Annotated in this window: 26 protein-coding genes; 6 read left to right on the forward strand and 20 right to left on the reverse strand. The window is 66.0% G+C overall.

All coding sequences use genetic code 11. The features are described from left to right. Position 1: 1 nt before the first annotated feature. The 18 genes from G5C50_RS09565 to G5C50_RS09645 form a co-directional block, all read right to left on the reverse strand. A complete protein-coding gene (locus G5C50_RS09565; RefSeq protein WP_165068274.1) occupies positions 2–1,297 on the reverse strand; it encodes a hypothetical protein in 1,296 nt (431 codons plus the stop codon). Positions 1,298–1,319: 22 nt separating this feature from the next. After that, entirely contained in the window at positions 1,320–1,760 is a 441-nt protein-coding gene (locus G5C50_RS09570) for a hypothetical protein (protein ID WP_165068276.1), read from the reverse strand. 62 nt (positions 1,761–1,822) lie between these two features. Beyond that, a complete protein-coding gene (locus G5C50_RS09575; RefSeq protein WP_165068279.1) occupies positions 1,823–2,161 on the reverse strand; it encodes a phage head closure protein in 339 nt (112 codons plus the stop codon). Then, positions 2,158–2,793, reverse strand: coding sequence for a phage head-tail connector protein (locus tag G5C50_RS09580; protein WP_165068281.1), 636 nt, complete (start codon positions 2,791–2,793; stop codon positions 2,158–2,160). The genes G5C50_RS09575 and G5C50_RS09580 overlap by 4 nt, the downstream gene beginning before the upstream one ends. A gap of 2 nt (positions 2,794–2,795) precedes the next feature. Continuing rightward, positions 2,796–2,918, reverse strand: coding sequence for a hypothetical protein (locus tag G5C50_RS32915; protein ID WP_255487486.1), 123 nt, complete (start codon positions 2,916–2,918; stop codon positions 2,796–2,798). Between the two features lie 165 nt (positions 2,919–3,083). Continuing rightward, positions 3,084–4,337 carry a phage major capsid protein gene (locus G5C50_RS09585; protein WP_165068284.1) on the reverse strand — a complete coding sequence of 418 codons (1,254 nt, stop codon included), beginning with the start codon at positions 4,335–4,337 and terminating at the stop codon, positions 3,084–3,086. Between the two features lie 42 nt (positions 4,338–4,379). Continuing rightward, complete coding sequence (locus G5C50_RS09590; RefSeq protein ID WP_165068285.1) at positions 4,380–5,015, reverse strand: HK97 family phage prohead protease; 636 nt, start codon at positions 5,013–5,015, stop codon at positions 4,380–4,382. After that, positions 5,012–6,268, reverse strand: coding sequence for a phage portal protein (locus G5C50_RS09595; protein ID WP_165068287.1), 1,257 nt, complete (start codon positions 6,266–6,268; stop codon positions 5,012–5,014). Before G5C50_RS09595 ends, G5C50_RS09590 begins: the two co-directional genes overlap by 4 nt. Before the next feature lie 91 nt (positions 6,269–6,359). Continuing rightward, positions 6,360–7,994, reverse strand: coding sequence for a terminase large subunit (locus tag G5C50_RS09600; protein ID WP_165068289.1), 1,635 nt, complete (start codon positions 7,992–7,994; stop codon positions 6,360–6,362). A gap of 4 nt (positions 7,995–7,998) precedes the next feature. Then, complete coding sequence (locus tag G5C50_RS09605; RefSeq protein ID WP_165068291.1) at positions 7,999–8,448, reverse strand: P27 family phage terminase small subunit; 450 nt, start codon at positions 8,446–8,448, stop codon at positions 7,999–8,001. 574 nt (positions 8,449–9,022) lie between these two features. Continuing rightward, positions 9,023–9,355: an HNH endonuclease gene (locus G5C50_RS09610; protein WP_165068293.1), complete on the reverse strand. Its 333-nt coding sequence runs from the start codon at positions 9,353–9,355 to the stop codon at positions 9,023–9,025. 5 nt (positions 9,356–9,360) lie between these two features. After that, positions 9,361–9,675, reverse strand: coding sequence for a hypothetical protein (locus G5C50_RS09615; RefSeq protein WP_165068295.1), 315 nt, complete (start codon positions 9,673–9,675; stop codon positions 9,361–9,363). A 164-nt stretch (positions 9,676–9,839) separates the two neighbouring features. Then, positions 9,840–10,136, reverse strand: a complete 297-nt coding sequence (locus G5C50_RS09620) for a hypothetical protein (protein ID WP_165068297.1) — start codon at positions 10,134–10,136, stop codon at positions 9,840–9,842. A 2-nt stretch (positions 10,137–10,138) separates the two neighbouring features. Beyond that, positions 10,139–10,447 (reverse strand): hypothetical protein, encoded by a 309-nt coding sequence (locus tag G5C50_RS09625; protein ID WP_165068299.1) that lies wholly within the window; start codon positions 10,445–10,447, stop codon positions 10,139–10,141. 26 nt (positions 10,448–10,473) lie between these two features. Further along, positions 10,474–10,692 carry a hypothetical protein gene (locus G5C50_RS09630; protein WP_165068302.1) on the reverse strand — a complete coding sequence of 73 codons (219 nt, stop codon included), beginning with the start codon at positions 10,690–10,692 and terminating at the stop codon, positions 10,474–10,476. 39 nt (positions 10,693–10,731) lie between these two features. Continuing rightward, positions 10,732–10,944 (reverse strand): hypothetical protein, encoded by a 213-nt coding sequence (locus G5C50_RS09635; RefSeq protein WP_165068304.1) that lies wholly within the window; start codon positions 10,942–10,944, stop codon positions 10,732–10,734. Positions 10,945–11,073: 129 nt separating this feature from the next. Beyond that, positions 11,074–11,754 carry a hypothetical protein gene (locus G5C50_RS09640; protein ID WP_165068307.1) on the reverse strand — a complete coding sequence of 227 codons (681 nt, stop codon included), beginning with the start codon at positions 11,752–11,754 and terminating at the stop codon, positions 11,074–11,076. A gap of 120 nt (positions 11,755–11,874) precedes the next feature. Beyond that, the gene (locus G5C50_RS09645) at positions 11,875–12,246 is read right to left on the reverse strand and encodes a hypothetical protein (protein WP_165068310.1); all 372 of its coding nucleotides are present in this window, start codon (positions 12,244–12,246) and stop codon (positions 11,875–11,877) included. A gap of 967 nt (positions 12,247–13,213) precedes the next feature. On the opposite strand from G5C50_RS09645, the gene G5C50_RS09650 reads away from it, so the two are divergent. The 6 genes from G5C50_RS09650 (at position 13,214) to G5C50_RS09675 (ending at position 17,902) form a co-directional block, all read left to right on the forward strand. Continuing rightward, positions 13,214–13,393 (forward strand): hypothetical protein, encoded by a 180-nt coding sequence (locus tag G5C50_RS09650; protein WP_165068312.1) that lies wholly within the window; start codon positions 13,214–13,216, stop codon positions 13,391–13,393. Next, positions 13,383–14,588: a bifunctional DNA primase/polymerase gene (locus G5C50_RS09655; RefSeq protein WP_165068315.1), complete on the forward strand. Its 1,206-nt coding sequence runs from the start codon at positions 13,383–13,385 to the stop codon at positions 14,586–14,588. Before G5C50_RS09650 ends, G5C50_RS09655 begins: the two co-directional genes overlap by 11 nt. A gap of 94 nt (positions 14,589–14,682) precedes the next feature. After that, entirely contained in the window at positions 14,683–16,932 is a 2,250-nt protein-coding gene (locus G5C50_RS09660) for an AAA family ATPase (RefSeq protein ID WP_165068318.1), read from the forward strand. A gap of 31 nt (positions 16,933–16,963) precedes the next feature. Then, a complete protein-coding gene (locus tag G5C50_RS09665) occupies positions 16,964–17,245 on the forward strand; it encodes a hypothetical protein (protein WP_165068321.1) in 282 nt (93 codons plus the stop codon). 63 nt (positions 17,246–17,308) lie between these two features. Continuing rightward, positions 17,309–17,596, forward strand: coding sequence for a hypothetical protein (locus G5C50_RS09670; RefSeq protein WP_165068324.1), 288 nt, complete (start codon positions 17,309–17,311; stop codon positions 17,594–17,596). 18 nt (positions 17,597–17,614) lie between these two features. Further along, positions 17,615–17,902: a hypothetical protein gene (locus G5C50_RS09675; RefSeq protein ID WP_165068327.1), complete on the forward strand. Its 288-nt coding sequence runs from the start codon at positions 17,615–17,617 to the stop codon at positions 17,900–17,902. A 616-nt stretch (positions 17,903–18,518) separates the two neighbouring features. Here G5C50_RS09675 and G5C50_RS09680 read toward each other — a convergent pair. After that, a complete protein-coding gene (locus tag G5C50_RS09680; RefSeq protein ID WP_165068330.1) occupies positions 18,519–19,727 on the reverse strand; it encodes a tyrosine-type recombinase/integrase in 1,209 nt (402 codons plus the stop codon). An 82-nt stretch (positions 19,728–19,809) separates the two neighbouring features. After that, positions 19,810–22,839 carry a BamA/OMP85 family outer membrane protein gene (locus G5C50_RS09685; RefSeq protein WP_165068332.1) on the reverse strand — a complete coding sequence of 1,010 codons (3,030 nt, stop codon included), beginning with the start codon at positions 22,837–22,839 and terminating at the stop codon, positions 19,810–19,812. Between the last annotated feature and the right edge of the window lie 224 nt (positions 22,840–23,063).

A 23,063-nucleotide genomic window follows, 5' to 3' on the forward strand; every position in this document is an offset into this window, starting at 1 on the left:
TTCAGGCCTCCAATTCGGCGGGGATCGAGACCCGCACGACGCATGATAGGGTGATCATAACTCTGTAAACGGGCAGGTCCTGAGCGAAGGTAGGGTCCTCGTTGAGGTCGTCCATCGATTCAACCCAAGCGCCGAGGAACACGACCTGTCCGATCAGGCCGGAGAAGCCGTCCCAGCGCTGGCGGACCGCCTCGGTCGTCTGGTCGACGGCCGCTTGAGACCTGGCCCAGCAGTTGATCCGGACGGTCGCCCTCGCGGAGCCGTCGGAGCCTCGGAGGTTGCGGCCCGGTACGACCGAGACGATCGTCGCGGTGACTGCCGGGAGACTCGAAGTCTGGGGGATCGCCGCCGAGGAGATCCGGTTGCGGGCCGCGATTACCGGGGTGGCCGGAGCAAACTGATCCAGTACGGCGAGGAGACCCGTAGAGTCTCGCAGTCGCTTGAGGACCGCTTGTCGGATCGTCCGGGGATCGTTGGCCGGACTGTAGGCGACGACCGCCGACCCGCCGACCCCGACCCCTCCCCTTGAAAACCAACGGAGGACCGCCTGGACCAGCGCCCGGCCGCCCGCGGCGATGCCTCCGGAAACCCTGGCGACGAGGCTTGTGGTCGTCGTCGAGGAGCCCCCCAGAGCAACGCCGCCGGTCGCACTCGCGGCGAACGAGGCGGAGACCGTCGAGACGCCTCCGAGGGCGACCCCGCCCGTCGCTGGAGGCGACGTCGAGGCCGAGACTCCGGCCGCGCCGCCGACCCCTGCGCCACCCGTGCCGGTCTCCCCGTAGGAGGCCGAGGAGGGGCTGAAGAAAAGGCCGCTCGCGTTGGTAGTTGAGCCTGCCGTCCGACTGATCTCGACTCGGTAGGAGCCTGCGGAGAGGTCCCATACCAGCCAGCAGCCATCGGTAAACGATGAGATGGTGCGAGAGTCCAGGGTGGTCGAGGTGGCCGTGTCGATGATGTCCGTGGTCTGGACGCGTACAGGTCCGTCGTCGTACTGGTAGAGGGCCAGTCGGCAGGCCCGCGAAACCTCGAACTCAAATGCGAGCGGATTGGTCGGCGAGGTCCAGGAGACCAGATAGCCGTCGGGGCCGCCCGGTCGGACCAAAGCGGTCGCGGAGGCCGAGTTGTTGTCCTGGATCCAGTCGACCTCACCGGAGGAGATCGACCAGCCCGACAGATACGACGGAGCCGAGATCCCCGGGGAGGTTGCAGACGCTGGCACAACGCCGCCGTCGGCCCCGTAGACTCCGGGCCAGTTGCCGCGGGTCGTGCGGTCCTCGGCGATGAAAGTTGCGCCCATGGCCCGGCCTCCCTACCTCGAATCAGGCCAGCTGGATCTGCGGGGTGATCGCCAGGGAGTCGCCGTCGGCCAGGGTCCTGGCTGAGGCGAACGGCTCGAACAGGATCAGCTTGCCAGAGGTCGCGCCGAGGAGGAAATAGCCGTAGACCGTCACACTCGAGCCGCTCGTGTTGGTCCAGGACTGCGCGGCGTAGGTCGCGGTCGCAACCTGGGTCCTCGTGGACCAGGCCGAGGACGGCGCGGACAACGAGGGGGTCGCCCAGTTGCCAGCGCCTACGGCTCGGGTCAGGGTCTTGCGGGAGTAGCCCGTGAACGAGGCCTCCGCCGCCGTGTAGGTCGCCGCGGCCGACGACTCGGTCCCGGAGATCGCCGAGATGTAGAGGCAGAGCGACCAGTCCTCGCCGGAATCGAGGGCTTCGGCCAGGAATTGGAGGCCACCCTCATGAGGCATCATCAGTGACATATCAGGGGACTCCAATCCGAAGGTCAACGGGCGGGGGAGCAGCGAAAGAAGATTGAAGAGGGTCACGCGACAGCTCCGAATCGCTCGACCGCGGCGATCGTCAACTCCTGGCGACGCATTTCCCAGTCGACGACCCCCTCGATGTTGAGGACCCGACCGGAAATATCGACGACGAACCGGCCCGTCGGGTCGATCCCATCGCGGTATCGACAGACGATTTCGTATCGGATTCCCGCAACGACCTGGTCGTTGCGGACGACCTCGTCGCCCTTGACGGGCCGGACCCGAGCCCAGACGGCGAAGGCGTCGGACCAGGTCTCGATCTTGCCGCCGTCGGCGTCGATCGAGTCGGCCACGGTCTGGTAACGGAGTTTGGTCCGCATCTGGCCTGGGTCGATCACCCTGAAACCCTCCATGAGCAGGACTCGAGGAGGGTCTCGACGGCCCATGGAAGGTCGGCAACGATCGAGCCCGTGAGGATCGGTTCGCGGCGGTCGTACCACTGGGCAATCAGCATGAGCATGGCGAGGCGGGCCGACTCCGGGATGTCGATGTCGGCGAACCCAACCCTGTATCGCACCTTGACCGTCGACTCGCCTACGAGCGTCGCGGGCCAGGACTGCGAGTTCACCGGCAGCACGAGGCCAGGTGTACCGGTCGCCAATCGATAGGTCGAGGGCTCGAGCGTCTGCTCCATACCAGCGCCGTCGAGGTACGTAATCGACTCCACCTCGACCAACGGAGGCCGAGGCAGGTCAATCGCTCGCATGGTCGCCGAGCAATAGGGCCCATACCATCCGTAGGGAGCACCGTGCCAGGGGACGGAAGCCGGTCCCGGAAAACCGTCGCGCGTGTAATCGAGGGTCTGCGGAGCGAAGGCCCGATTGCACCGGACCTCGGCCAGTTGCCGGGCCGCCGTGATGAGGGTCCCGACGTACGAATCGTCGTCGTCGACCAGGATCCTGGCGTGCTGCTTGGCCAACGCCAGACTGATCGGCTCCGTAGTCGGAGGTGCGACGATCGACAGGCCCATGGTCAGCCTCCCCGTCGGGTTCGCTTGGTCGCCGTCCGGACCCCGGAGAGGTCGGCGACCGCCTCGCGGACGAATGGCTCGACGACGCGCTCGGCGATCAGTTGCTGCGCGAGCCGGTCGTCCATGACCTCGATCGCGCTCGCGGGGTACACCCTCGAGCCGATCAGCTTTTGGCACAAGAATCGAACGACCATATGAGCGCGCCTGGATGAATAACGGGAATCAGTTATATAATTCGGCCCGGCGGAGCACGGAGGCACCCCGCCGGGCCAGGCCGTCCGTCAGGCGGATCAAGCCGTGGAGACGTCGACCGAGATCGCGAAGGCCGCCGGGTGCAGCAACTGCACGTCGCAGTCCAAGAAGGCGGAGAGGGTCACGCCGCCGTCGTTGGAATACGGATTCGCGAACACATCAACAGCCGAGAACATGCCGATGGCCATCTGATCCCAGGCGCCCATGGCGATGGCCGACAGACCGGTCCCGCTGCCCTTGGTGAGGGCGTTGGAGACGCTCGAGGTCGAGAAGTAGGGCCGACCGGCGATCGTCTGGGACTCGGAGTTGACGGTGTAGACCGGGTATCCGCTCTCCCGGGGGGTGACCTCGAGCTTGGCGATCACGGTCGGGTTGGTAATCGCCGCAACGTTGTCGCCCGCGTTGGCGGTCGCGACCGCGCCGAACATCGACACCACCTCGGCGTAGCTCAGGGCGCCGCCGTCCGTGCCGTTGGCCAGGACCGTAACCCCGTCGCCGGACGTGTACGTGAAAAGTCCCTTGGGCTGACCGGCGGAATTCGAGCCGTGAAACGCGCCGACCTGCAGGCCGACAGCGATGTCCTTGAGCAACTGATTCCAGACGCCCTGCTGGATGTTCACATTTGCAGTCACCAATGACTGCCGGTCGATGAACGTCTTGCCCGCCAGGGTATGCGCGGTGAACGCCGCCTGGGCGATCGAGCGGTCCGCGGCCGTCGGGCTGGTGCCGGAGACCCAGTAGGTAGCACCGGAGGTCGCGAGCGGCAACTTGAAGAGGCCCTCGGAAACGATCGTCTGGACGCCAGCCTGGGCGAGGACCAGCTTGGCCATGAGCGCGTCGAGGATCGGGCCCCGGACGGTCGTGCCGACGGCTCCGGTCGCCGAGAAGGAGCGGTACTCGATTTCCGTTGAAAGCGGAATCAGCACGCCGCGCGTGTTGGGCCGGAACCGGACCAGGTCCTGGTGAACCTCGCCCTCGAGCCCGTCGGGATTGAGGCCGCGGGCCTGGGCCGCCATGGCGCGAGCGGCGCAATACTGGTGCCGGCCGTTGCGGGTGTTGGCCGCGTCGGTATGGGCCGCCTGAGTCGGAGCCATCCGAGCCGCCAGAGCCGCCCGACGCTGGGCGCGGACGTCCATCTCGTCGGCCTGCGCGGCCAGGCCCTCGGCCTGGGCAACGAGACCGTCGTGCTGCTCCGAGACCTCGGTCGAGGGGGCGTCCTCGAGGCCGTCGATCAACTCCTCGGCCTGGCGCATGAGGGCCGCGGCCCGACGACGCAGTTCATTCGCATCCATCAGCGATCACTCCTTGATCTAGGGCCGACAAGGCCCGTACACTCACCGACCCTTGCCGACCCGGACCGCCAAGGCCTCGAGCCGTTGCCGCCTGGCCTGGACCCAGAGGTCGCGGGCCTTGCGGCGGTGTTCCTGGATGAGATCCTCGGCTCGAGAGCGGGCCGATACGTCCGTTTGTGGGTAGGCCGGATGGACCACGGGGGACACGTCCACGAGCAATTCGACCTCGAGGATCTCCGTCGAAACCAGGTCACGGCCGTTGATGGTCGTGATGGTCGTCCGCTCGCCGCCGTTGCGCGCCGGCATGAACGCAAAACTCATCCCGTTGATGTCCGCCCTTCGGACCAGCGTAAGCAGGTCGCGGCCCAGAACCGTGTCCGGGAGGTCGATCTCGCAAGCCAGGCCGACCGAGTCCTCGACGATCCGGACCGTCCCGGAGGCCGTCCGGCCGAGGAGGTGGTCGTCGTCGTGGTTGAACAGGGCGACGACGTCGGGGTTGGTCGCGAGGACCCGAGTAAAGGCCCCGGGCCGTATGACCTCGCGGACCTCGTATGACTGCGACGACCACAGGACCGTTTCCTGGTCGAACACGGCCGCATGCCCAACCAGGATCGGGGAGGCCGAGTCCTCTCGGAGGGAGGGAGCGCCGGATCGATAGTGGATTCGTCGAGCGCTCACTTGGGAGCCTCCTTGGGGTGGTCCAGGACCTGGTCGAGGGGGGCCGTATTGAGCGGGATCATGAGCTTGTCGCCCTCGCCGTTGGGGAGGGGAGGCAGGCCCTCGACGGCGCGGCCCTCGTCGATCTTGATCAATCCAGACGCGCTCATATTGCGAAGCCAGGCCGAACGGGTCGCGGTGTCGGCTCGCAAAAGCGCGGTGAAATCGAACTCCCAGTACAGGCCGGACTCGACCTCGACGTCCGTCAGGAGCCTGAGATCCAGAACCGCCTCGATCGATTCGCAGATCGGCCGGAGAGTCTCGTTGAGGTACTGCAGATTGCTTTGCTCGACGCTGGCGTACGAGGCTTTGGAGTAATCGGCCAGTTTGTTCGGAGGGAGTCGATAGACTCGGGCCATCTCGACGACCTGAAACGCACGCAATTCCAGCAACTGGGACTTCGCTGGGTCAGTTGCGGTCGGGGTCCATGCCGTTCCAGGAGGCGCGACGTGAAGGCCATAACGGCCCGAGCCAGTGAATGCCTCTTGTAGTTGCTTGCGGAGGGCCTCGTTTTTCTCCTGGCTGCCAGCGCTGGGGGCCGTCACGATGCCGGAGGGGATCGCCGAATTTCCCAAGTACGACGACGCGTGGCTCTCCGCCGCTCGGGTCAGGGCGATCGTCTGCCGACAGAGGTCGGTCGGGGAGAGGCCCGAAACCCCGTCCTCGCCCAGGCCGACTAGGTGGAGGATCTCCTCGCGGGGGACCTCCTTGCCCTTGACCAAGTAATCGACTTCGCCGGTCTCGTCGTTTCGTAGGACCTGCACCGTCGTCGGGTCGAGGACCCGCAACCGGACGGGATAGCCGCTCGCCCAGGCCACACGAGCGTAACCGTTGCCACCCTTGAGGCGATGTCCGATCCAGGCCGCCAAAAATGCTTGCGGGGTCGTCGAACCACCGTCCGGGGACCGTGAAAACAACTTGGCCGCGGGGTGGCTAGTCACGACCTCGGCCGCGCCGTTGTCGAGTCGTCTCTTGAGGCGGAGGGGGAGGCTCGCAATGTCACCGGAGACCGCATTGATCGCGGCCCAGACCGAGGCGACGGTCAGGACGTTGGACTCGGAAATCCACTCGCCCGACAAATTGGGGCCGATAGGCGACAGTTGCGAGACCAGTTGACCGGCGGAGGCGCGGGGATTCAGCCGGTCGCCGAGCCCCTGCAGGAGGGAGCCGACGCCGCCGGCCGCGCGCTGAAAGATCCCGGGTCGTTGGTCCAAGGTGCGCCTCCCTGCGCGAGGATCGTTCCGTCTCCTCTATTATACACCTACGTCGTATCAGGGCATAACAGTGTGAGCACGATTTTGGGGTTTAGCCAAGAACTCCGATGAGGGGGACGTCATCGGGTTGGGCTTGCTCGTCCATCCAGCCGAGGAACCCGTTGAGAACGGCGTCGACGGCGTCGATCTTGTCGCTGGACCGCTCCTTGTCGAGTGTCACGTTGCCGCGGGCCTCCCCCTTGCTGGGGACCGCGTTGCCCATGCACCAGGTCAAGACGGGGTCCTCCTCCCGGCCGTGGCGGATCTTGCCCAGGGTGACCCGCCGCTCGTACTCTTTGGTCGGCTGCGACATGGTCCGCCAGCCCTTGCGGACTTCCTGGTGAGGGACGCCCAGGCCGCCCAGGAAGGTCCCCATCGTCATTACGTTATATGAGTCGAGATTCAAGACCTTGAACTTGGTCCGCTCATACACTTCGGCCACGACCTGGGCGATCCTGGCGTAGTCGATCCGGGGCCCGTCGGTAAGCTCGAGCCGGCCCTCGTCGGCCCATCGCTGGTAGAGGGGCCATCCCGCGGCCGCCCGACGATCGGCCTCGCCCTGCGGGCACCAGCACCATGTGAAAACGTGGTGCTCGTCGGCGACGGGGTCGTAAAAGACCACGGCCAGAGCCGTCAGGTCGGACGTCGAGGAGACGTCCAGGCCGGCCCAGCACGGCATTCCGGCGAGGAGACAAGACCCGATCTCGTGCCGCTTCGCGGAGGAATTCCAGGACGCGAGGTTGAAGAACTTGCCGGACTCCGAGACCCAGGCATTGAGCCTGTACCGTTTGAATCGGGCCAACGCCGCGGGGGTCCGTTTGGCCTCCTCGAGTTGGGAGCGGAAGTCCTCGAGAGAGGTCGTGACGCCCAAGGAGGGGTTGGCCAGTCGCCAGACTTCGGGGTCGTCGACGTCGACGTCTACACCCGGCCGGGGGCCGTAGACAACCGGGAGGAAATGGAGGTCGACCACCTCGCCGTCGAGGACTCGCCACGCGTGTTGATTGCGGTCCCAGCAAGGCCCGTCGCGGTTGATCCCGGCGGTCGTGATCGATAGGGTCAGGGGGTTGCGGCGAGAAATGCCCGCGTACCGAAAGACGTCCCAGAGCTTCCAGGAATTTTGGAGGTGCAGTTCATCGAAGCATGTAAATGAGCTTGACGCTCCGTCCTTGGAGTCGACGTCGGCCGAGTTGGTCCGAATGACGCCGTTCATGCGCTGGAATTCGATCCTCTTGACCCCGTCCGCGAGCTTGAGCCTCGACGACAGCGCCGGCGAGGCCGCGATCATCTTGCGAGCCTCGTCGTACAGCCGGCCGGCCTGGGACCGGTCCACAGCGTTGAGGTGGATCTCCGGGCTTTCTTCCCCGTCGGCCATCAGCGCATAAAGTATCAATGCGCTAACGTATAAGCTCTTGCCGGATTTCTTCGCCAGCGTGACGTACGCCTCGCGGTATCGGCGTCGGCCGGTGTCCGTGTGAACCCATCCGTAGAGATCCCAGGTGAGTCGCCGTTGCCAGTCCAACAAAACGAACGGTTCGCCGGCCGCGAGGCCGGTCGGGATCCCGCAAAACGTCTCAATAAACGAGCATGGGAGCGCCGCCGCCTCCCGGTCGAAGTAGTAGCCCTGCCTGAGGGCCGCCTCGTCGGATTTGGTGCGAACCGGGTCGTAGGTGGCGAGGTCCAGGGCCACGGAATCAGCCCCTCTTGTTGGCCTTGAGCCAGGCGTCGAACGCGTCCTCCGCCGGCGCTGCCATCGCGCCGACCCGGGCGCGGGCCGTGGGCGTCAAGCCGAGCGCGTCGGCGAACTTGGCCAGGTCGCGAGTCGCACAGGTCAGGACCGTGACCAGGGGATTGGTTCGGGGGTTGCCCTTGCCGTCGACGGTCGTCATTTGCCAGGGAGCCTCGGCCTCCGCGGCCTGGGCCTTGGCCAACGCCTTGCCGCTGAGCTTGCGGCCCAGCTTGTCGACTTTCGGGGCGGGGGGCGGCGCCAGGGCCCGCCTCGTGTGATAGACCAGTGAAAACGAGAGGCAGTAGCTCACGAGGACCCCGACGTCGGCCGAGGTCAGGGAGCCGCCCAGGAGGCCGACGACGCGGTCCCACTCCCGAGAGGCGGGACCGTCCATCTCGACCGTCAGGGGCTTCACAGGGGGCTCCTGGGAGCCCGTAACGACGCCCAGGGTCGGATTCTTCCGGGGTCTTCCTCGACGGGCCATTGCGTCACTCCATTGTCACTGGATTAGGGGCCGTCCGATGGGTCCGACTTACCCCGAAAAACGAGGAAAGCCCCGCCGCGGGCAGGGATGGACGCATCCATACATTAGATACCCCCTACCCGTTGCGGCCGAGCGGGTTGTGGTTTTTCCGCCGGCCGCCGGCCGCCGACCGGGGTCGCCAGGGCCTCTCGATCCGTCCATCCTCGTCGTATGCGCATGTATGCAACAAAGTAGTCGATCCCGGCCGCCTCGGCCGCCGTAATCAACGGGACTGGAGCCGCCTGACCATCGATGGCGACGTGTACCCTGCAGCACTTCGAGCGATCGATCTTGTCCGGCCTCCGCCGGCGACCGCCTACCGGGATCTCCAAGGCGTCCGCCCGGGACCAACCGGCCTGGATCCTGGAGGCGACCGTACTATGGGTCAGGCCGCGCTCCCTGCAGACTTGGTGGAGCGGAGGCAGTCCAGCCTCGACCGTCGACAGGTAGGTCCGCTTGGCGTTGCTCACGATCGACCTCCTCGCTCCGCCTGCAGGGCCGTCTCGCGGATCCGGTGGTGGGCCAGGCAGAGCGACCTGAGGTTATCCCGGTCGTACGCTTTGGCGGGGTCGACCTCGCGAGAGATCAGGTGGTGGACCTGCTGGGCGGGGACCAACTCGCCGGCCTCCTTACAGTCCTCGCAGAGAGGATCCAGCGAGAGCTTGTAATCGCGGCAACGGATCCAGGCCGCGCGCTGCAGCCACCGATGCCGCTCGGTCTTGGCCCGGTCACGGGGAGGCTTGCGCTCGAGCCTGCGCTGCCAAGGCAGCCGGTCCGGCCTGGCGGGAATGCGATCCATTGCGCTCAATGCTCCTGGATCGGTCGGACTGCCACGATCGACGCCGCCTCGCCGTAGCGATGACCGAGGGCGTTGATCTCGGCGCTGAGGGCCGCCGCCGGCTGGGCCCGCAACGCCTTGACCTCGGCCTCGAGGGTCGCGACCCTCTCTGAGAGGGCGCGGACCTGATCCTCGACCGGGATCGACTGGGCCAGGGCCAGGGGTTGCGAGTCGTGCGAGCGGGCCGGGCCAGCGTAGGAGATCAGGCCGAGGCCGACGGTCGCCGTCGCGATCCATGCAGCCGTGAACCAAGGGATCGGGGATATTTGACGCATGCGCATGTGCGTATCCTCCTCGACGATGCGAGGGGAGTGGGAACCGTAGCAGTTAGTCAGGTCGCACGGGAATTTGATCTTGCGACCCATGCAGGTCGTGACCCGACCGACAACCGGCTCGTTGTGATGACGAAGCCCGCATACTGGACAATCCCAGGATCTTGATCGGCTCATTGTCGGGCTCCATTGGCACGGGCCTTGATTCCCGCGACGACCAGCGCCGAAAGGACGGTCCCGAGGATCTCCGACCGCGGGCTCCCTGGGTGGACCTCGACGGCAACCCCGCCCACAAGGTCCGCGACCGAAAGGCCGATCAGTACGTGCGGCCGGTCGTCGACGTCGATGGGCCGGATCGAAACACCCTCGACCCATGCGATTGTGTAAATCTGCTCCGCCACGTCGCGGCAGTCGTCAAGGAGCCGCTCGAGGAGTAGCCGGTTGAGGTGGGAGGTTGCGGCCGAGGCCATGGTCAGCGACCCTCCTCGACGGCGATCTGGTTGCGCTGGATCTGGAGACCGGACAACTCGCTCCGGAGGCCTCCTATACGAGCCTCCAAGGCCTCCGCCTCGCTCTGGAGGCCGGAGAGCCTGGCCTCGAGGTCGGCCCTGGCATTGGCCCGCCTGGAGGCTTGTAGGCGATCGTAGGCTGCGAGCACGGCGGACCAGGCCAGGAGAGCGATCCCCAGCCAGGTTGCGGCCGCCTCTTGTGAGATCTGACCGGCAGCGATCGTAGCGGCGCCTAGGAGGCCGGTGGGGAGCGATGGGTAGCGGTGGATCACGGTCGGCCCTCCTTGGCCAGTCGGGGTCAGTCCTTGACGACCAGGCCCAGCCGCTTGGCCTCGCTCCGGACCGCCAGACGGGCCGTGTAGTGGCCCACGGCCCCGGCGCCGAGGATGACGGCAATCGCGTTGAGAACCACCTTGATCGCCTCGGTTTGCGCGGGCCAGGCCGCGGACAGGGCCGCGAGGAGCACCGCGGAGATCGTCGCCCAGTTGGATTTGAGCCAGGTCAGGATCGAGGCCATGGGATTCCCTTCCCGATGAGGTGAAAACCGATAATCAAATCAACGCGCGTTGTTGTCGACGGCGAGCACGGCCTCCGCCTCGTCGACGGCCCGCTTGGCCTCGAGCCAGGTCGCGACCAGCCTGCGGATCGCGCCCGAACGACCGCCCGGTCCGGGGTTGCTGGCCTGGTAGAGGTCGAGGCCCTCGAGGGTCGCAGCGTCCAGATTGGCGCAGATTTGCTTGCCGCCGGGGACTTTGTGTGATGAGGCCATTGCGGGGGTCTCTTGCTAGCGCTTGCAGGTGATCACGCGATGTTTAATTATATGGCCGACCCGGGAAGGGCGCAATGAAAAAGAGCCGCACATGGCGGCCCTGGGCGGAATCTCAAATGGTGGGAGGAGTCAGTCGACCGAGACCAACTCTCGGCGGACCTCCCTCGCCTTGCGGGAGGTGGCCGTCCAATCGATCGTCTGGAGGTCGGCCAGGATCGCATGACGGGCCTCGGCCAAGGCGCCGCCGGTGAACAGCGACGACATCGCGTCAAGCAGGTCACGGGCATGGTCGGCCCAGGCTGTCACCTCGTATTGGTTGGACTGGCATGATCGCCAGTACTTGCCCCCGAGCCAGGAGGGCTCGTCCCGAAACCGCTCACAGACCTGCTCTGCGATCAGCCCGACCTCGGCCAGCTTGACCACCTTGGCCAGGTCCGAGGCCTTGATGACCCGCTGCGCCAGGTCCCGCCTTCGCCGCGACATTGAGAGCCGGGGGTCGGGTGTAACTTCGGCGACCAGGTCGGCGACCTCCTTGCCCACCTCCCCGGCGAGACTTTCGTAGTCGTGGTCTCCATGCTCGATCGCGTAGACCTCTCCGGCCGCCAGAGCGACGGACAGGGCCTCCCTGGGGAGGATCGGCCGTCGCGACTCCGGATCACAGAGGCGAGCCTCCCGAAGGGCCGTGACGAACCGCCAAGCCCGCTCCCGGCGGGCCAAGCTGAAATGGGCGACGAGCGGGTCGGTAACTGAGGGCAAGAGCCGTCGGCCGGACGAAGGAGCAAAGGTGACCGCGTCGGGGATCTCGTTCATCGTGGCGCCTCCAAAGGTGATTGGTTGCAAACGGGCGCCAGGTTGTATAGCCCGAGCCAGGGCGGTCAATGGGTCGGTGAATTTCGCGCATGCGTGCGCACTTGCGCCAGCAGGCGAGAACTACTCTCTGATTAGCTCCCAGTTCGGCATGTCATCCGGCTTCGCCGCGAAATCCCCATCCGAGGGCAATCGCTTGTGCGCCAGAAGTTCGGATATCGCGTTGACGATCAACACAACCGACCATCGCATGTCGATGAGCGTTTCGGGCTCGGAAGCCGACTCAACCGCGGACGTGGCGAACACCTCGACCACTATCCTCCGATAGGTGAGTCGATGCCCGATCGCCCAACCAGCAACAGCATTTCGTGGCGTGGCCTTATACCCCTGGAACACACGCTCCACCCAATCAACGGGGATGCTGTCCTCACGCCCCCTGACGGTGTACTCCCACCCGGACCACCGCTGATCGCTGATCGACCCACCACTCGACACGATTCACCTCCTCCACGATTGCTGGGACCCAGGTCCAAGCCTACCGCGCGCCGGGAGGGGGTGGGAGTAGCTCGACCGGGTCCAGGTCTAGGATTCCTCCGTCCTCGCGCGCGATGACCCTTTGTGAACATGACCCAGAGGACGGAAGTCGTTGCAGCAAATAGACATTGGATGGGCCACAACATTTGTGAACTCATGACCCAGTCGATTATGGCGCATAACAGCTTGGCATGGCGTGAACAAGTCTATCGGCCGGGGGGATCGACCTGGTCCAAGTGGTGGGAGTGGTTCCGGGAGAGGACTGGTCCAGCTAGATCAGGTGTTCCAAAAAGTATTGGGTCATGAGTTCATAAATGTTGTGGCCCATCCAATGTGCTTAAGAAATATAGACTTACAATCTCTGGGTCATCACTCTCTAGTGTCACTAGAGGAGAAGAGCAGGCAAGGAGATTTTGGCCTTAAAAAATTACTCACTGCCTGGACTCGGACCATCCCCACCAACTGTGGTCCAGGCTTCTCCCGGGTCGCGTGATCGTTCCCGGGGCCCCCCAACCGGCCTCTCCCGGTCGATCCGACCCCATCGGCCGATGAACGGGCCAACCCTCTTCCCCAGCGCCGCCGAGCCGTTGGTCCGGGCCCCACCTCCACCCCCGCCCGGCGACGACCCATCCCCATCAAAATCTTTGGTTCACAAAAGATGTACGGAACCGCTCTGTCTTCGACCCTCCGCGAGTCACACGATTCTCGGCAACCTATTGCGGTATAGACGGTTCCGTCAAACGGAAACCGTATTACATGTGGCACAGGTTCCGAAAGCCCAGGATTCGGATCCGATCGGAACGAGGAGCCGTCGCATCGGGAGTTAACGGCGCAAGAATTTGTGCGTCATTCCCGCAAAGTGGCGCTACTGTGTCGATGACGGGCCGTGAGGTCAGTCGCAACACCCACAAAATACAGGAGCGAAGCAATGGCCCGATTGGAAGAGGAGAAGGTGGTCGCCGTCAGGCTCAACGTCGAGGAGGTCGCCGCGCTGGACAGCATCAAAGCCCGCCGATATCCGAATCGGTGTAACTCGAGCCAGGTCGTGCGGGATTTGATCCTAGGCGCCGCCCGTGAGATTGCCCGGGAGGTTGCCGATGGTCGCTGAAATGGCCGCCGCGGCCGCCGCCGAACTCCCGCCGACCCCTCGGGGTCGGCTGGTGGAGTGGCGGTCTCAGCCCAGATCGGAGTACGACCCCGTCTGGTTGTACGCGAGGGCCGCCCGCTACTGCGAACGCCTCCCGAGGCTCGAGGAGACCGCCCTCGACCTGGTCCGGGCCGGCTATCAGTTGGCGACGACCTCGGCGTTTCGGAATGACGGCCGGAAGCCGACCCGTAAGGATTGGCACCTCGACACGATTCGGACCGAGGAGCAGGTCGTCGCCGAGTTGGTCGACGACCCCCGCAATCTAATGGTTGTGACGGGGCCAGGAATGGCCCCTGACGGCTCCTGGTTAGTCCACCTCGAGGCCGACGCGGACAAGGTCGACCCTTGGGGTTCAACCCGCGCTGAGGCTCTGGCCAGCCTCGCACGGCTCACGGCGGGAATGGGCCCGACCCCGACCTGGGAATCCAGGCGTGGGGTCCACCTCCTGGCTACGGTCCCCCAGGAGTTTGGAGAGACGTTCGGACCCTATCTCGCCAAGCACGAGTTGGAGGATTTCCCACGGGTCGACCTGATTTTCGGTGGGTATCTCCGCGGCCGCCGCAAAGCCTCCTCGGCGATGATCCCCCCCTCCGAAACCGACGGCGTTGAGCGGGTCTGGGTCGACAGGACCCTGGTCCCGGCCCCACTGCCGGAGGCGACCCTGGCGATCCTTGCAAGAGTCGGCCGGATCCGCGTCGAGGAAGCCGCGGAGCGGGCCGCGGAAGCCAGGGCCATGCGCGGTTCGGTGCTGGCCGACCTCGCCGACCTGGACGACGCCGAAGCCGCGGAATGGGAGGCTTACCGCCTCGAGCGGGTCCTGGCCGACCTCGAGGCGATCGGACCGGCGATCGAGGGCTCCGGGGGCCACCGTACGACCCTGAGGGCCGCGATCTCAATCATCTCGGCAGGCTACGACGGCGATGAGGCCGAGGCCCTCTTGGCCGCTTACAACACAGATCATTGCGACCCGGAGTGGTCGGAGCGGGAGTTGGCTCACAAGCTCGCATCGGCGAGGGATCACGTCGGCGCGGACAAGCGCAAGGAGGCCCGCCTCTGGGAGGCCTGGACCAGGTCGCGAGACCGCGCAGCCCGCTACGGCGTGCCGGCCGGGGTTTGGGTCCAGCCGGGTCCTCTCGGAGGTGGTTGGTGCGGTTGAGCGAGGTCGGGGTCCCGTCGACCCCGGCGCAGGATGCGCGAAAAAGAACCCCGACCGGGTGGGCAGCCCGTCGGGGTTAAAAGGATGATTCGCTATGGATGATTATATCGTAACCCCCATCGGGGGCCAATCCGAACACGCCTACATTCCGGCCCCGGGCGCGGACTACGCCACGGGCTGGGCCCTGCCCGTCAACGGCGAGGCCCCCCGCCAGTCGTTCCCGCCGCCGCCCATGAACGAGGGCCCCCCGCCGTCCGATTGGAGGGCCGAGGCCGCCGCCGCCCATGAAGCCCAGGCCAAGGCCCAGGCGAAGGCCGATTTCAGCGAGCGAATCGCCGGGGTCAGGGCCAAGGCCGCCGACATTCAAAACCCCGACAAGTTCCGCGCACGCCTCGCGGCCGTCGGCTACAAGGGCTTCAAACCTTCCCAGGTTGCGGCCGCCCTCGGCAAGCTCACCCACCTCTGGTCCGATTGGTTGATTGTCGGCGAACCGGCGATGCTGAAATCGCCGCCGAAATACGGCAAGACGCGGACTTATCTGTCGATCATCAAAGCGCTACATTGCTCCCACGAATGGCCGGACGGGTCAATCAATAAGCACGTCGGGTCCAAGGCGCTGATTCTCCCTTACGACAAGAACACTCTCGAAATCCAGGAGGAGTTGGAGCGGCTGGGAATCGAGGACGCCGTTACTATCCCGGCCGACCCCGATGATCCCACCGGGACCACCATTTACAACCTCGACGACCCTCGACTTGTCGAGATGGTCGACTACCTGGTTGACGATGACCCGACGTATAAGCTGCTAGTTGTCGATACGTTGACCTATGCCTCGACTCTCAGCCTGAATAAGCCCGACGAGATGAAGAGGATGTTGGACCCCATTATGAACGTCGCCGCTCGCCGCGGCCTTGCCCTCCTTGTCCTTATACACCAAAACGCCCAGGGTGGAGCCCTCGGCCGTCGCATCACGGAGCGGGCGCGTATACTCTGGGCCCTCGACCGGCTCGACGAGAACGACCCCTCCCGGCTCCGCCTGTCCGTCGAGGAGACCAACCTCCCTCGTCGTCCGTCGTTGTTGGTGACTCACGCAGAGGCCGGGGTCGAATTCGGCGTTTGTCAGGACGACGGGAGCCGGCCCGCGCCCACCGAGGACGCCTTCGCAGAGTGGCTCGTCGAGTGGTTGCGATCCCGTGGCAGGGAGGCCAGCTGGCACGACGTTATGAGGGAGGCCGGTCCGGAGAGAGTCGGAGCGCTGGGCGACGACGGCCGGCCGACCGGTCGCAAGATCCTCGACCGCGCCGTCAAGAGGATCAATGCCGGAGCCCCCAGCCTGTCCAAGCTGGGCCGGGTCCGGATCGAGGCCACCCCCCGCAAGGTGTCCGGCTCCAATCGCGAGGTCTCCCATTATTCGGTGCGATCCCTCGACGAGGACGCGATCGTCGATTTTTTGGAAGCTCAAACGCAGCCCGGCGGCTATACCCCCTGGGACGCCCTCGCCGCAGCCTACGCCGCCTGGGCCGAGGCCAACAACCGTCCTGAGATCGGTCCGGCGGAAATCCGCTTTGGGTTGACCGCCCTACGGCCCGCCGCCGCCAGCTACGCCGCTAAGGTGACTCTGACCGCCCCCCAAACGACCGAACCTTCGTCGCCGCCGCCCCCTCCGTCGCCCGCCCCGGCCGTGGCCAAGGCGATCGAGGAGCTAGCCCGAATCCGCGCCGCCAAGACCGCTGAGAGCCTCCAAGAGCCCGCCCCGGCCGTCCTCGAGGTCGTCGTCGAGCCGACCGTCGAGGAGGCCTCTGAGCCCGCCCAGGAGCCCGTCCACGAGGTGCAAGCCGACACCGCTCCTGCGCAGGATCCGAGGCCCCTGGCGGGCCTCCTCGAGCGGGCCAGCAAGCGACACCCGGGGTGGATCTTTGGAGCCGAACTCGACTCCGCCGACCCGGTCTGGTGCTGGGTCCAGGTCCAGAGTCCAGCCGGTGGGTCGATGGCCCTTCCTGCCCCCGCCCAGACCCATAAGAGCCGCACCTCACAGCAACTTGATACGGTCGTCCAGGTCCTCAGCGACGAGGCCGCGACCACGGAGATCGCCACGCGCATCGACCTGATCAACGACGATCAGCGCTACCACTTAGCGCTGACCCGCACGCGCCGGGCTCACAAGGGTTGGAGCTTTGAGGTCCGGCCCACGGATGACGGGGATAAGGGTTACCTCGAGATTATCGCGACCGCCCCGGCGGGGGCATGGGACCGCAAGACGCTGCCCTCCGATCTCTCCGACCGCCTGCTCAACTCCAAGCTCCGGGACCTGGTCCGTGACCTCAAGGATCGTGACAAGTCCTGACCCCTACCCAAGCAACCCAAGGAGCCCCACCATGCGCCCCGCCGCCCCCACCGGACTCGCCGCCGCCCAACTCGTCGCCGCCCTGCTTCGATCCCGACCCGACAGGTACGCTGGCGTGAGGGTCGAACGACTGAGCCCTTACGACTCCTGGCTCGGGGTCGCCACGCTTTCGGCCACGGTCCTGGTCGACGATTACAGCTTGAAGACGTGCGTTGCTGTCGGCACCGAGGACGAGGCCAGAGCGATCAGCGACCACCTCCATCGATGCGCGATGGAGATCCATCAAGCCTGGCAGGCGCCCGATCGCAACTGATTCCTGTTCTTCCGCCGCCGCCCCCAAGACGGGGGCGGGCCACTCATCAAGGAGGATGACCCAATGTCCGCTGTAACCAGCTACCGCAACGCCGCCGCCCGCTCATGGAGAGCCGCTGTCGATTCGGTGTCATCTAAATGCATCTACGTCTCGATTACTTCCCGAGTCGAACCCGGCGAGGACGGCCTGGCCGTCGCGACGATCCGCCTCCGCGACCCCCGCCACCTCTCCCCGGAGGAGGCAGTCGTCCGCGTCGAGGTCGACCTGGCGGAGGCCAAGGCCACGATGATCTCGACCCTCGCCCAGGCCGTCGCCAGGCTGAGAGGCCGCGACCAGGACGCCTCCCGTTAATCCCCAGAGGAGCCACCCATGAGCATTGCAGCCCCAGCCCCAGCCCCCATCGGTCACGACTTGCAGGCCGTCCTCGTCGACTTGCTGGACACGCTCTCGCCGGGCCTGGCGATCAGTTATGACCTGTTGATCGACCCCGCCGGTCGCCTCGAGCGTGTTGACCTCTCAGCCGGGATCGCCGGCCGGGAGCCTCACCGGACGACGCTGCGGCCGGCCTCGAGCGTCGAGGAGGTCGTAGCCCGGGTGTTCACGGTCTGCGACCTGGCCAGGGCTGAGATCCCGGTTCCGGAAGGTTGCCCGTTCTGACCTCATCGCATTAAAGTAGCAACACATGGTCGCGCAACCCGAATGTCCTCGATGCGGCGGCCTCCTCGCTACGAGGGCCGCGAGACCGGGCGACTTCCCGCGAGGGATCGTCCCTGCCCCTTGGGTTTTTGTGATCGCATGCGGGCGTTGTGAAAACGCAGCGAGAGAGCACGCCGAAGATACCGCCTTCCTCGACCCCGACGGAGTCGAGGAGCCGCCCCGTTGCGGCTGGTGCGGCATGGCTCGTTATTGGGCCTTGCCGGGGATCGCCGTCTGTCCTTGCGATTGTGATCCCCGATTGCATTAATCCGCTTCGCGCAATCGGCGACAACGGAGATACCTTGGATCGGGAGAGTTCACAACGAGGAGGAGGAGCAAGAGGTGGGGAACGACTTACTACGGATCGAGGACTTGGCCAAACGTTGGGGGGTAACTATCCGGCAGGCCAAGACGGCCGCCCTCGAGGGCGATCTGCGCAGGATCGCCCTGCGTCCGAGGCGCAAGTACGTGAGTTGGGCGACGACCCGATTCGATGTCGCGGACGTCCTCGCGTGGGAGGCTGAGCGCAAGGAGGCCTCGACGATCCCCGCCGAGGCCTCCCCCGCCCCGCCCACCGTCAAGCCCTTGGGAGGCCGCCCGCGCGTCCCGAACCACCTCGGCCGTTGGTGAGGACTTCGGCCGCCGCGACGATATGGTCGTCTTTCAAATGCGCATACGTTCGCGCAATCATCGCCGGGCTGGTCCCGAGCAAGTCGCCGGCCGTGACGAGGTCGACTCCCGACATGACGAGATTCGAGGCGGCGAGATGCCGCCACAAGTACCCCCTGATCCTACCTTCGTCCGCCGGCAACTCGACCCCGGCCGCCTTGGCAGCCAACCGATGTCGCTTGGTCTGATGTGCGAGGAGGGTGGCATTCCAGGCCCTCCCCCAGGACGACCGGTAGATCAACTCCCCGGCTTCCGGCTTGAGTCGAGCGTATAGACGTCGGAGGGGCCGGAGAATCGACGGCAGTAGGATAATCCGCCGAGGCTTGCCGGACTTCCTGGCGTTTTTCCAGTCGGCCCTGATCAGCAGGCCGTAGGTTGCCCCCGACGACGTCCGGCCGGCCTCCCATCGGATCTCTCCCCAAGTCGCCCGGTAAAACTCACTGGGCCTGGCCCCGGTCGCGATGAGGCAACGCTGCAGCAGCGCGAAATTCTTGAGGGTCTCGGTCTGGGGTTGGGACCGCAGCCACCGCAGCCACCGGGCCGCGTCCTTGCGCTCGCAGATGCGGACGTCGGCCGGTTTCCCCCGGGGGGTCTTGTAGCGGGCGAAGGGGTCGGCCGGTAGCAGGGGCTCGAGGCCGCCGCCGGGATGGACGCCCCACCGAAAGGCCGTCCTTACGATCCCCGTAGCCGTTCGCAAGTAGGCCGGCGAGATCGTCTTGTGCTTACCGATCCCAGGCCGCGCAGCCCATTGGACGGTGATCGACTCGAGGTGCGAGAGCTTCACCTCGCGGACCGGTGTCGAGCCGAATTTCCGGCCGTTGACCACGAAGCCACAAGCCGTGGTTAGGACGCGAGCGTTGAGGTCCATCGTGTCGCCGTTGAGATCGTCGCGGGCCACCCTCGCCCTGCACGCCTCGAGGTACAGGTTGCAGAGATCGGCGACGGTCGTGGTCGGGGTCGGCCTCGCGGCCTCCTTGACCAAGGCTCCGTACCAGGACCAGGCCTCCGACCTGTCCCGCTCGCCGATGTCCTTGGGAGCGGCGTGACGTCTCCCCTGGACCGTCGCCGCCCACCTCGACCGCTCTCGCCACCACCAGGGTCCGCCAGGCCTTGCCATCGGTCGACTCCTATCCGTTGCGGGGGTTTAGTACCGCTGAATAGTGTCGATTATACGCTATTCCCTGAGAAATCGGAGGTACTCAGTAGTTCGCGCTCATGGAGAAGTTGAAGTACCGCAGGGCGTCGCCTTCGGCGTACATGACGGGGAAGGCGAGGTCGAAGCCCAGCGGAATTGGGCCCATGGCGGGGATCATCAGGCGGAGGCCCGTGCCGACGGAGACCCGCAGCTTGCTGAAGCTGTAGTCGTTTTCCACGGTGCCGAAGTCGGTGAAGACGACCTGCTGCACGGTGTCGGAGGCCGTCCAGGGGAACTGGTACTCCAGCGATCCCAGGGCCATCATCACGCCGCCGACGGGGACTCCCAGGGCCTTCGGGCTGACGGTGCGGTACTGGAAGCCGCGAAGGCTGCCGAAGTTACCGGCGAAGAACCGCTCGTAGACCGGCGTCGACTGAGTGGCGACTCCGAAGTGGCCGCGGAGGGTGACGAACCGCTTGCCGGTGCCGTCGGGGCGGCTTCCCGTCGTGTAGTGCATCCGGCCCTCAGCGTCGAACTTGGACCAGGTGTAGGTTCCCCAGCCCTGTTCGAAGGAGAATTCAGCGTACTGGCCTTTGGTGGCCATGAACGGGCTGTTGCGGTTGTCGAATCGGAGGCTCGGCCGCAGCGAGAACAGCGTCGAGTGACCGCTGGCGGCAAGATACTGGGCCGGCGCCGGGCTGCGGTAGCCGTAGAAGTTCACGTCCTCGATCCGCGCCGCGACGTCGGCGTAGGTGCTGGTGCCGAATTGGCGGCCCAGCGAGAACCGACCGCCGCCGCGAGCTTCGCTCCAGTTGGGGTAGAGACGATTGAAGAGGTAGCCGGCCGCGGCGCCGCCGATCGGCAGGCCGAACATGTACGGCTCGCGCAGGCTCATCTGGAAGCGGTTGATCAATGTACCCGGCTGGATGTCCAACCGGAACTCCTGCCCGCCGCCTCGGAACGCGGTGCCGTTGAAGATGTCGCTGAAGTTGCGCGGGACGTTGAAGATGTCGAAGTTCTTCTCATAGACCGTGACGTTGCCGAAGAGGCCCTGGAAGCTGCTAGCCGCCACGCCGACCATGAATCGGCCGGTGGGGGCTTCTTCAAGCGTCGTGACGATGTCCGCGTACGACCGATTCGGGAACGGGTCGTTGCGGTCGGGGCCGACGTCGGTCATGTTCAGGCCGGGGATGCTGGGGAACGACCCCGCGGGCTCGCCCGAACCGACCGGCGGCTGGTCTCGTCCCGGCGCGTTGGGGTCGACCGGCCTGCGGCCGAGCACACCGGGAGGGGCCGGAGCGGGAGCGGCGGACGGCGGCACCGTGTTCGCGGGAGGGGCGAAATAGCCCCCGGATCCCGAGCCGAACGGCTGCAGCGGCGAGAGGGCGTCCTCATCCCCCAGCGTCGAGCCCGGCGGCGCGGGGACGACCTCGTCATCCTGCATCCGGACCTTCGGCGCAGCGGCCGCGGCGACGACCGTGGCGACGGGCTGCGACCGCCTCGCCGGAGCTTTCACCGTTGGCGGAGCGGGGGCGGTCGCCGGCGCAGGGGCGTCGTCGTCCGATGTCTCGGCCCCGGCAGGGACGACCTCGGAATCGAGGACGGGGCGATTGACGGTCCGGGCAGGTGTCGCGGCGGCTCGCGAGGGGGCGGGGCCTTCGTTTTCGGCCAGGGCGCGAGCGAGGAAGTCAGGCGCGTCGTCGCCGTTCTGCATGCGGGCACCGGCCATCTCGCTGAGCAGCGGCATCATCAGGTCGCTGTACGGCTTGTCGCCGGGGCGTTCGTTGACGATCTTGATGTCGATCGTCTTGCCCATCTCGGGGTTCGTGTTGAAGTAGCTGAGGTTGGCCAGGCGCTTCTGGGCCATCTCCATCCGGTTCTTGTCCAGGACCTCGCCCGGGACGAGCCCCGCCTGCCAGAACTCGCGGAGGATGACGTCGCTGCGGGTCCGCGAGTTGCCGCGGATCTTGATCTCGCCCAGGTTGAACGCCGTGCTTTCCTCGATCTTGTAGACGAGGTCGACGATCCCCGGCTCGTTGGTGAAGCGGGGCTCGGCGTTGATCTGGGTCTTGATGCAGCCCAGCTCATAGTATTGCTTGAGCATGGTGTTGCGATCGTTGTCGCGGACGGCGTCCAGGAACGGTTGGCCGGAGTGCAGCGCCAGACCCTGGCGGAGCTGCTCCTCCTGGATCTGCTTGTTCCCCTCGAAGATCAGGTTGCGGACGTGGTAGCGGATCCCCTCGGAGACGACGAAGGTCAGGTTGACGTCGCCCAGCCCGTCGCCGGGCTGGGTCACGGGCGTGACCCGGACCTCGAAGAAACCCTGCGACTGGTAATACTCGACGAGCTTGCGGACGTCGTCGTCGAGCAACTCGCGGCTGTAGCGGCCGCCGAGGCCGACGAGGATCGGCTTGCGGCTGGTGATCTTGGTCCGAAGCTGAGCGTCGGTGGCGAAGACGTTCCCCTTGAAATCGATCGAGGCCAGGTGGAACTTGTCCCCCTCGAAGATCTCGATGACGACGTCGAGGTCGCCGGGGTCGCCCCCCTTGACCAGCTTGACCTGGGCCAGCTCATAGCCCTTCTCGGTGTAGAGCCGCTCGATCTGCTGGACGGCCAGGCGGGTTCGCATGGGGTCTGCGCGGTTGCCGGCCTTGAGCGAGGTGGCCTCCTCGATCTCCTTCAGCCGGATCTTGCGCAGGCCGCGGAACTCGACCGAGCGAAGGATGGGCATCTCCTGGACCCGGAAGATCAGAATGATGTTCCCGGAGCCCGGCGGCTTCTCCTCGTAGAACGGCTGGACGTCGGTGAACCACTTGGAGGCGATCAGCTCCTTGAGGTCGGTGTCCACCCGCTGCTGGTCGTACTCCATGCCGGCCTTGCTCAGCAGCTTGGCGCGGATCTTCTCCGCAGTGATGCCTGAGTTCCCCTCGATGCGGACCTCGACGATCTTTCCCTTGGGAGGCGCCTGAGCCAGGGCCGGGATCGTTGAGGCGAGGGCGGTCGTCAGCAACGCAAGGGCGATCGCGAGGGCCCCGGCGCGGGGCCGGCGGGGCGTCGCGGGAATGACTTCGGCTTCGATGAGATTTCGCTCCACCGGATCCGTCCCTGGCGCCGGAAGGCGTCTGGTTTTTGATACGTCTTGAGCGATCGCGCCACGGCCTCCGGAACCTCGGCGCGGCACCGGCCCGCGAGGGCTCGGCGGACGTCGAAAGTCCGGCCCGGTCGATCATCCCAGTCGAAGTCGGGGAAGCGACGATCGCTCCCCCATCCCATGCCAAATCTGGATATCAGTCGACGTGTGCGCTCTGAGACGGCCGC

Source organism: Paludisphaera rhizosphaerae, assembly GCF_011065895.1.
GTDB lineage: Bacteria > Planctomycetota > Planctomycetia > Isosphaerales > Isosphaeraceae > Paludisphaera > Paludisphaera rhizosphaerae.

Excerpts from the sequence above, each read along its gene's own strand:
- G5C50_RS32915 (WP_255487486.1), bottom strand. The coding sequence starts at position 2,918 with ATGGACGACCGGCTCGCGCAGCAACTGATCGCCGAGCGCGTCGTCGAG.
- G5C50_RS09640 (WP_165068307.1), bottom strand. The coding sequence starts at position 11,754 with ATGAACGAGATCCCCGACGCGGTCACCTTTGCTCCTTCGTCCGGCCGA.
- G5C50_RS09675 (WP_165068327.1), top strand. The coding sequence starts at position 17,615 with ATGAGCATTGCAGCCCCAGCCCCAGCCCCCATCGGTCACGACTTGCAG.
- G5C50_RS09665 (WP_165068321.1), top strand. The coding sequence starts at position 16,964 with ATGCGCCCCGCCGCCCCCACCGGACTCGCCGCCGCCCAACTCGTCGCC.
- G5C50_RS09610 (WP_165068293.1), bottom strand. The coding sequence starts at position 9,355 with ATGGATCGCATTCCCGCCAGGCCGGACCGGCTGCCTTGGCAGCGCAGG.
- G5C50_RS09620 (WP_165068297.1), bottom strand. The coding sequence starts at position 10,136 with ATGGCCTCGGCCGCAACCTCCCACCTCAACCGGCTACTCCTCGAGCGG.
- G5C50_RS09660 (WP_165068318.1), top strand. The coding sequence starts at position 14,683 with ATGGATGATTATATCGTAACCCCCATCGGGGGCCAATCCGAACACGCC.
- G5C50_RS09670 (WP_165068324.1), top strand. The coding sequence starts at position 17,309 with ATGTCCGCTGTAACCAGCTACCGCAACGCCGCCGCCCGCTCATGGAGA.
- G5C50_RS09630 (WP_165068302.1), bottom strand. The coding sequence starts at position 10,692 with ATGGCCTCGATCCTGACCTGGCTCAAATCCAACTGGGCGACGATCTCC.
- G5C50_RS09585 (WP_165068284.1), bottom strand. The coding sequence starts at position 4,337 with ATGGATGCGAATGAACTGCGTCGTCGGGCCGCGGCCCTCATGCGCCAG.
- G5C50_RS09570 (WP_165068276.1), bottom strand. The coding sequence starts at position 1,760 with ATGTCACTGATGATGCCTCATGAGGGTGGCCTCCAATTCCTGGCCGAA.
- G5C50_RS09680 (WP_165068330.1), bottom strand. The coding sequence starts at position 19,727 with ATGGCAAGGCCTGGCGGACCCTGGTGGTGGCGAGAGCGGTCGAGGTGG.
- G5C50_RS09615 (WP_165068295.1), bottom strand. The coding sequence starts at position 9,675 with ATGCGCATGCGTCAAATATCCCCGATCCCTTGGTTCACGGCTGCATGG.
- G5C50_RS09635 (WP_165068304.1), bottom strand. The coding sequence starts at position 10,944 with ATGGCCTCATCACACAAAGTCCCCGGCGGCAAGCAAATCTGCGCCAAT.
- G5C50_RS09580 (WP_165068281.1), bottom strand. The coding sequence starts at position 2,793 with ATGGGCCTGTCGATCGTCGCACCTCCGACTACGGAGCCGATCAGTCTG.
- G5C50_RS09650 (WP_165068312.1), top strand. The coding sequence starts at position 13,214 with ATGGCCCGATTGGAAGAGGAGAAGGTGGTCGCCGTCAGGCTCAACGTC.
- G5C50_RS09565 (WP_165068274.1), bottom strand. The coding sequence starts at position 1,297 with ATGGGCGCAACTTTCATCGCCGAGGACCGCACGACCCGCGGCAACTGG.
- G5C50_RS09655 (WP_165068315.1), top strand. The coding sequence starts at position 13,383 with ATGGTCGCTGAAATGGCCGCCGCGGCCGCCGCCGAACTCCCGCCGACC.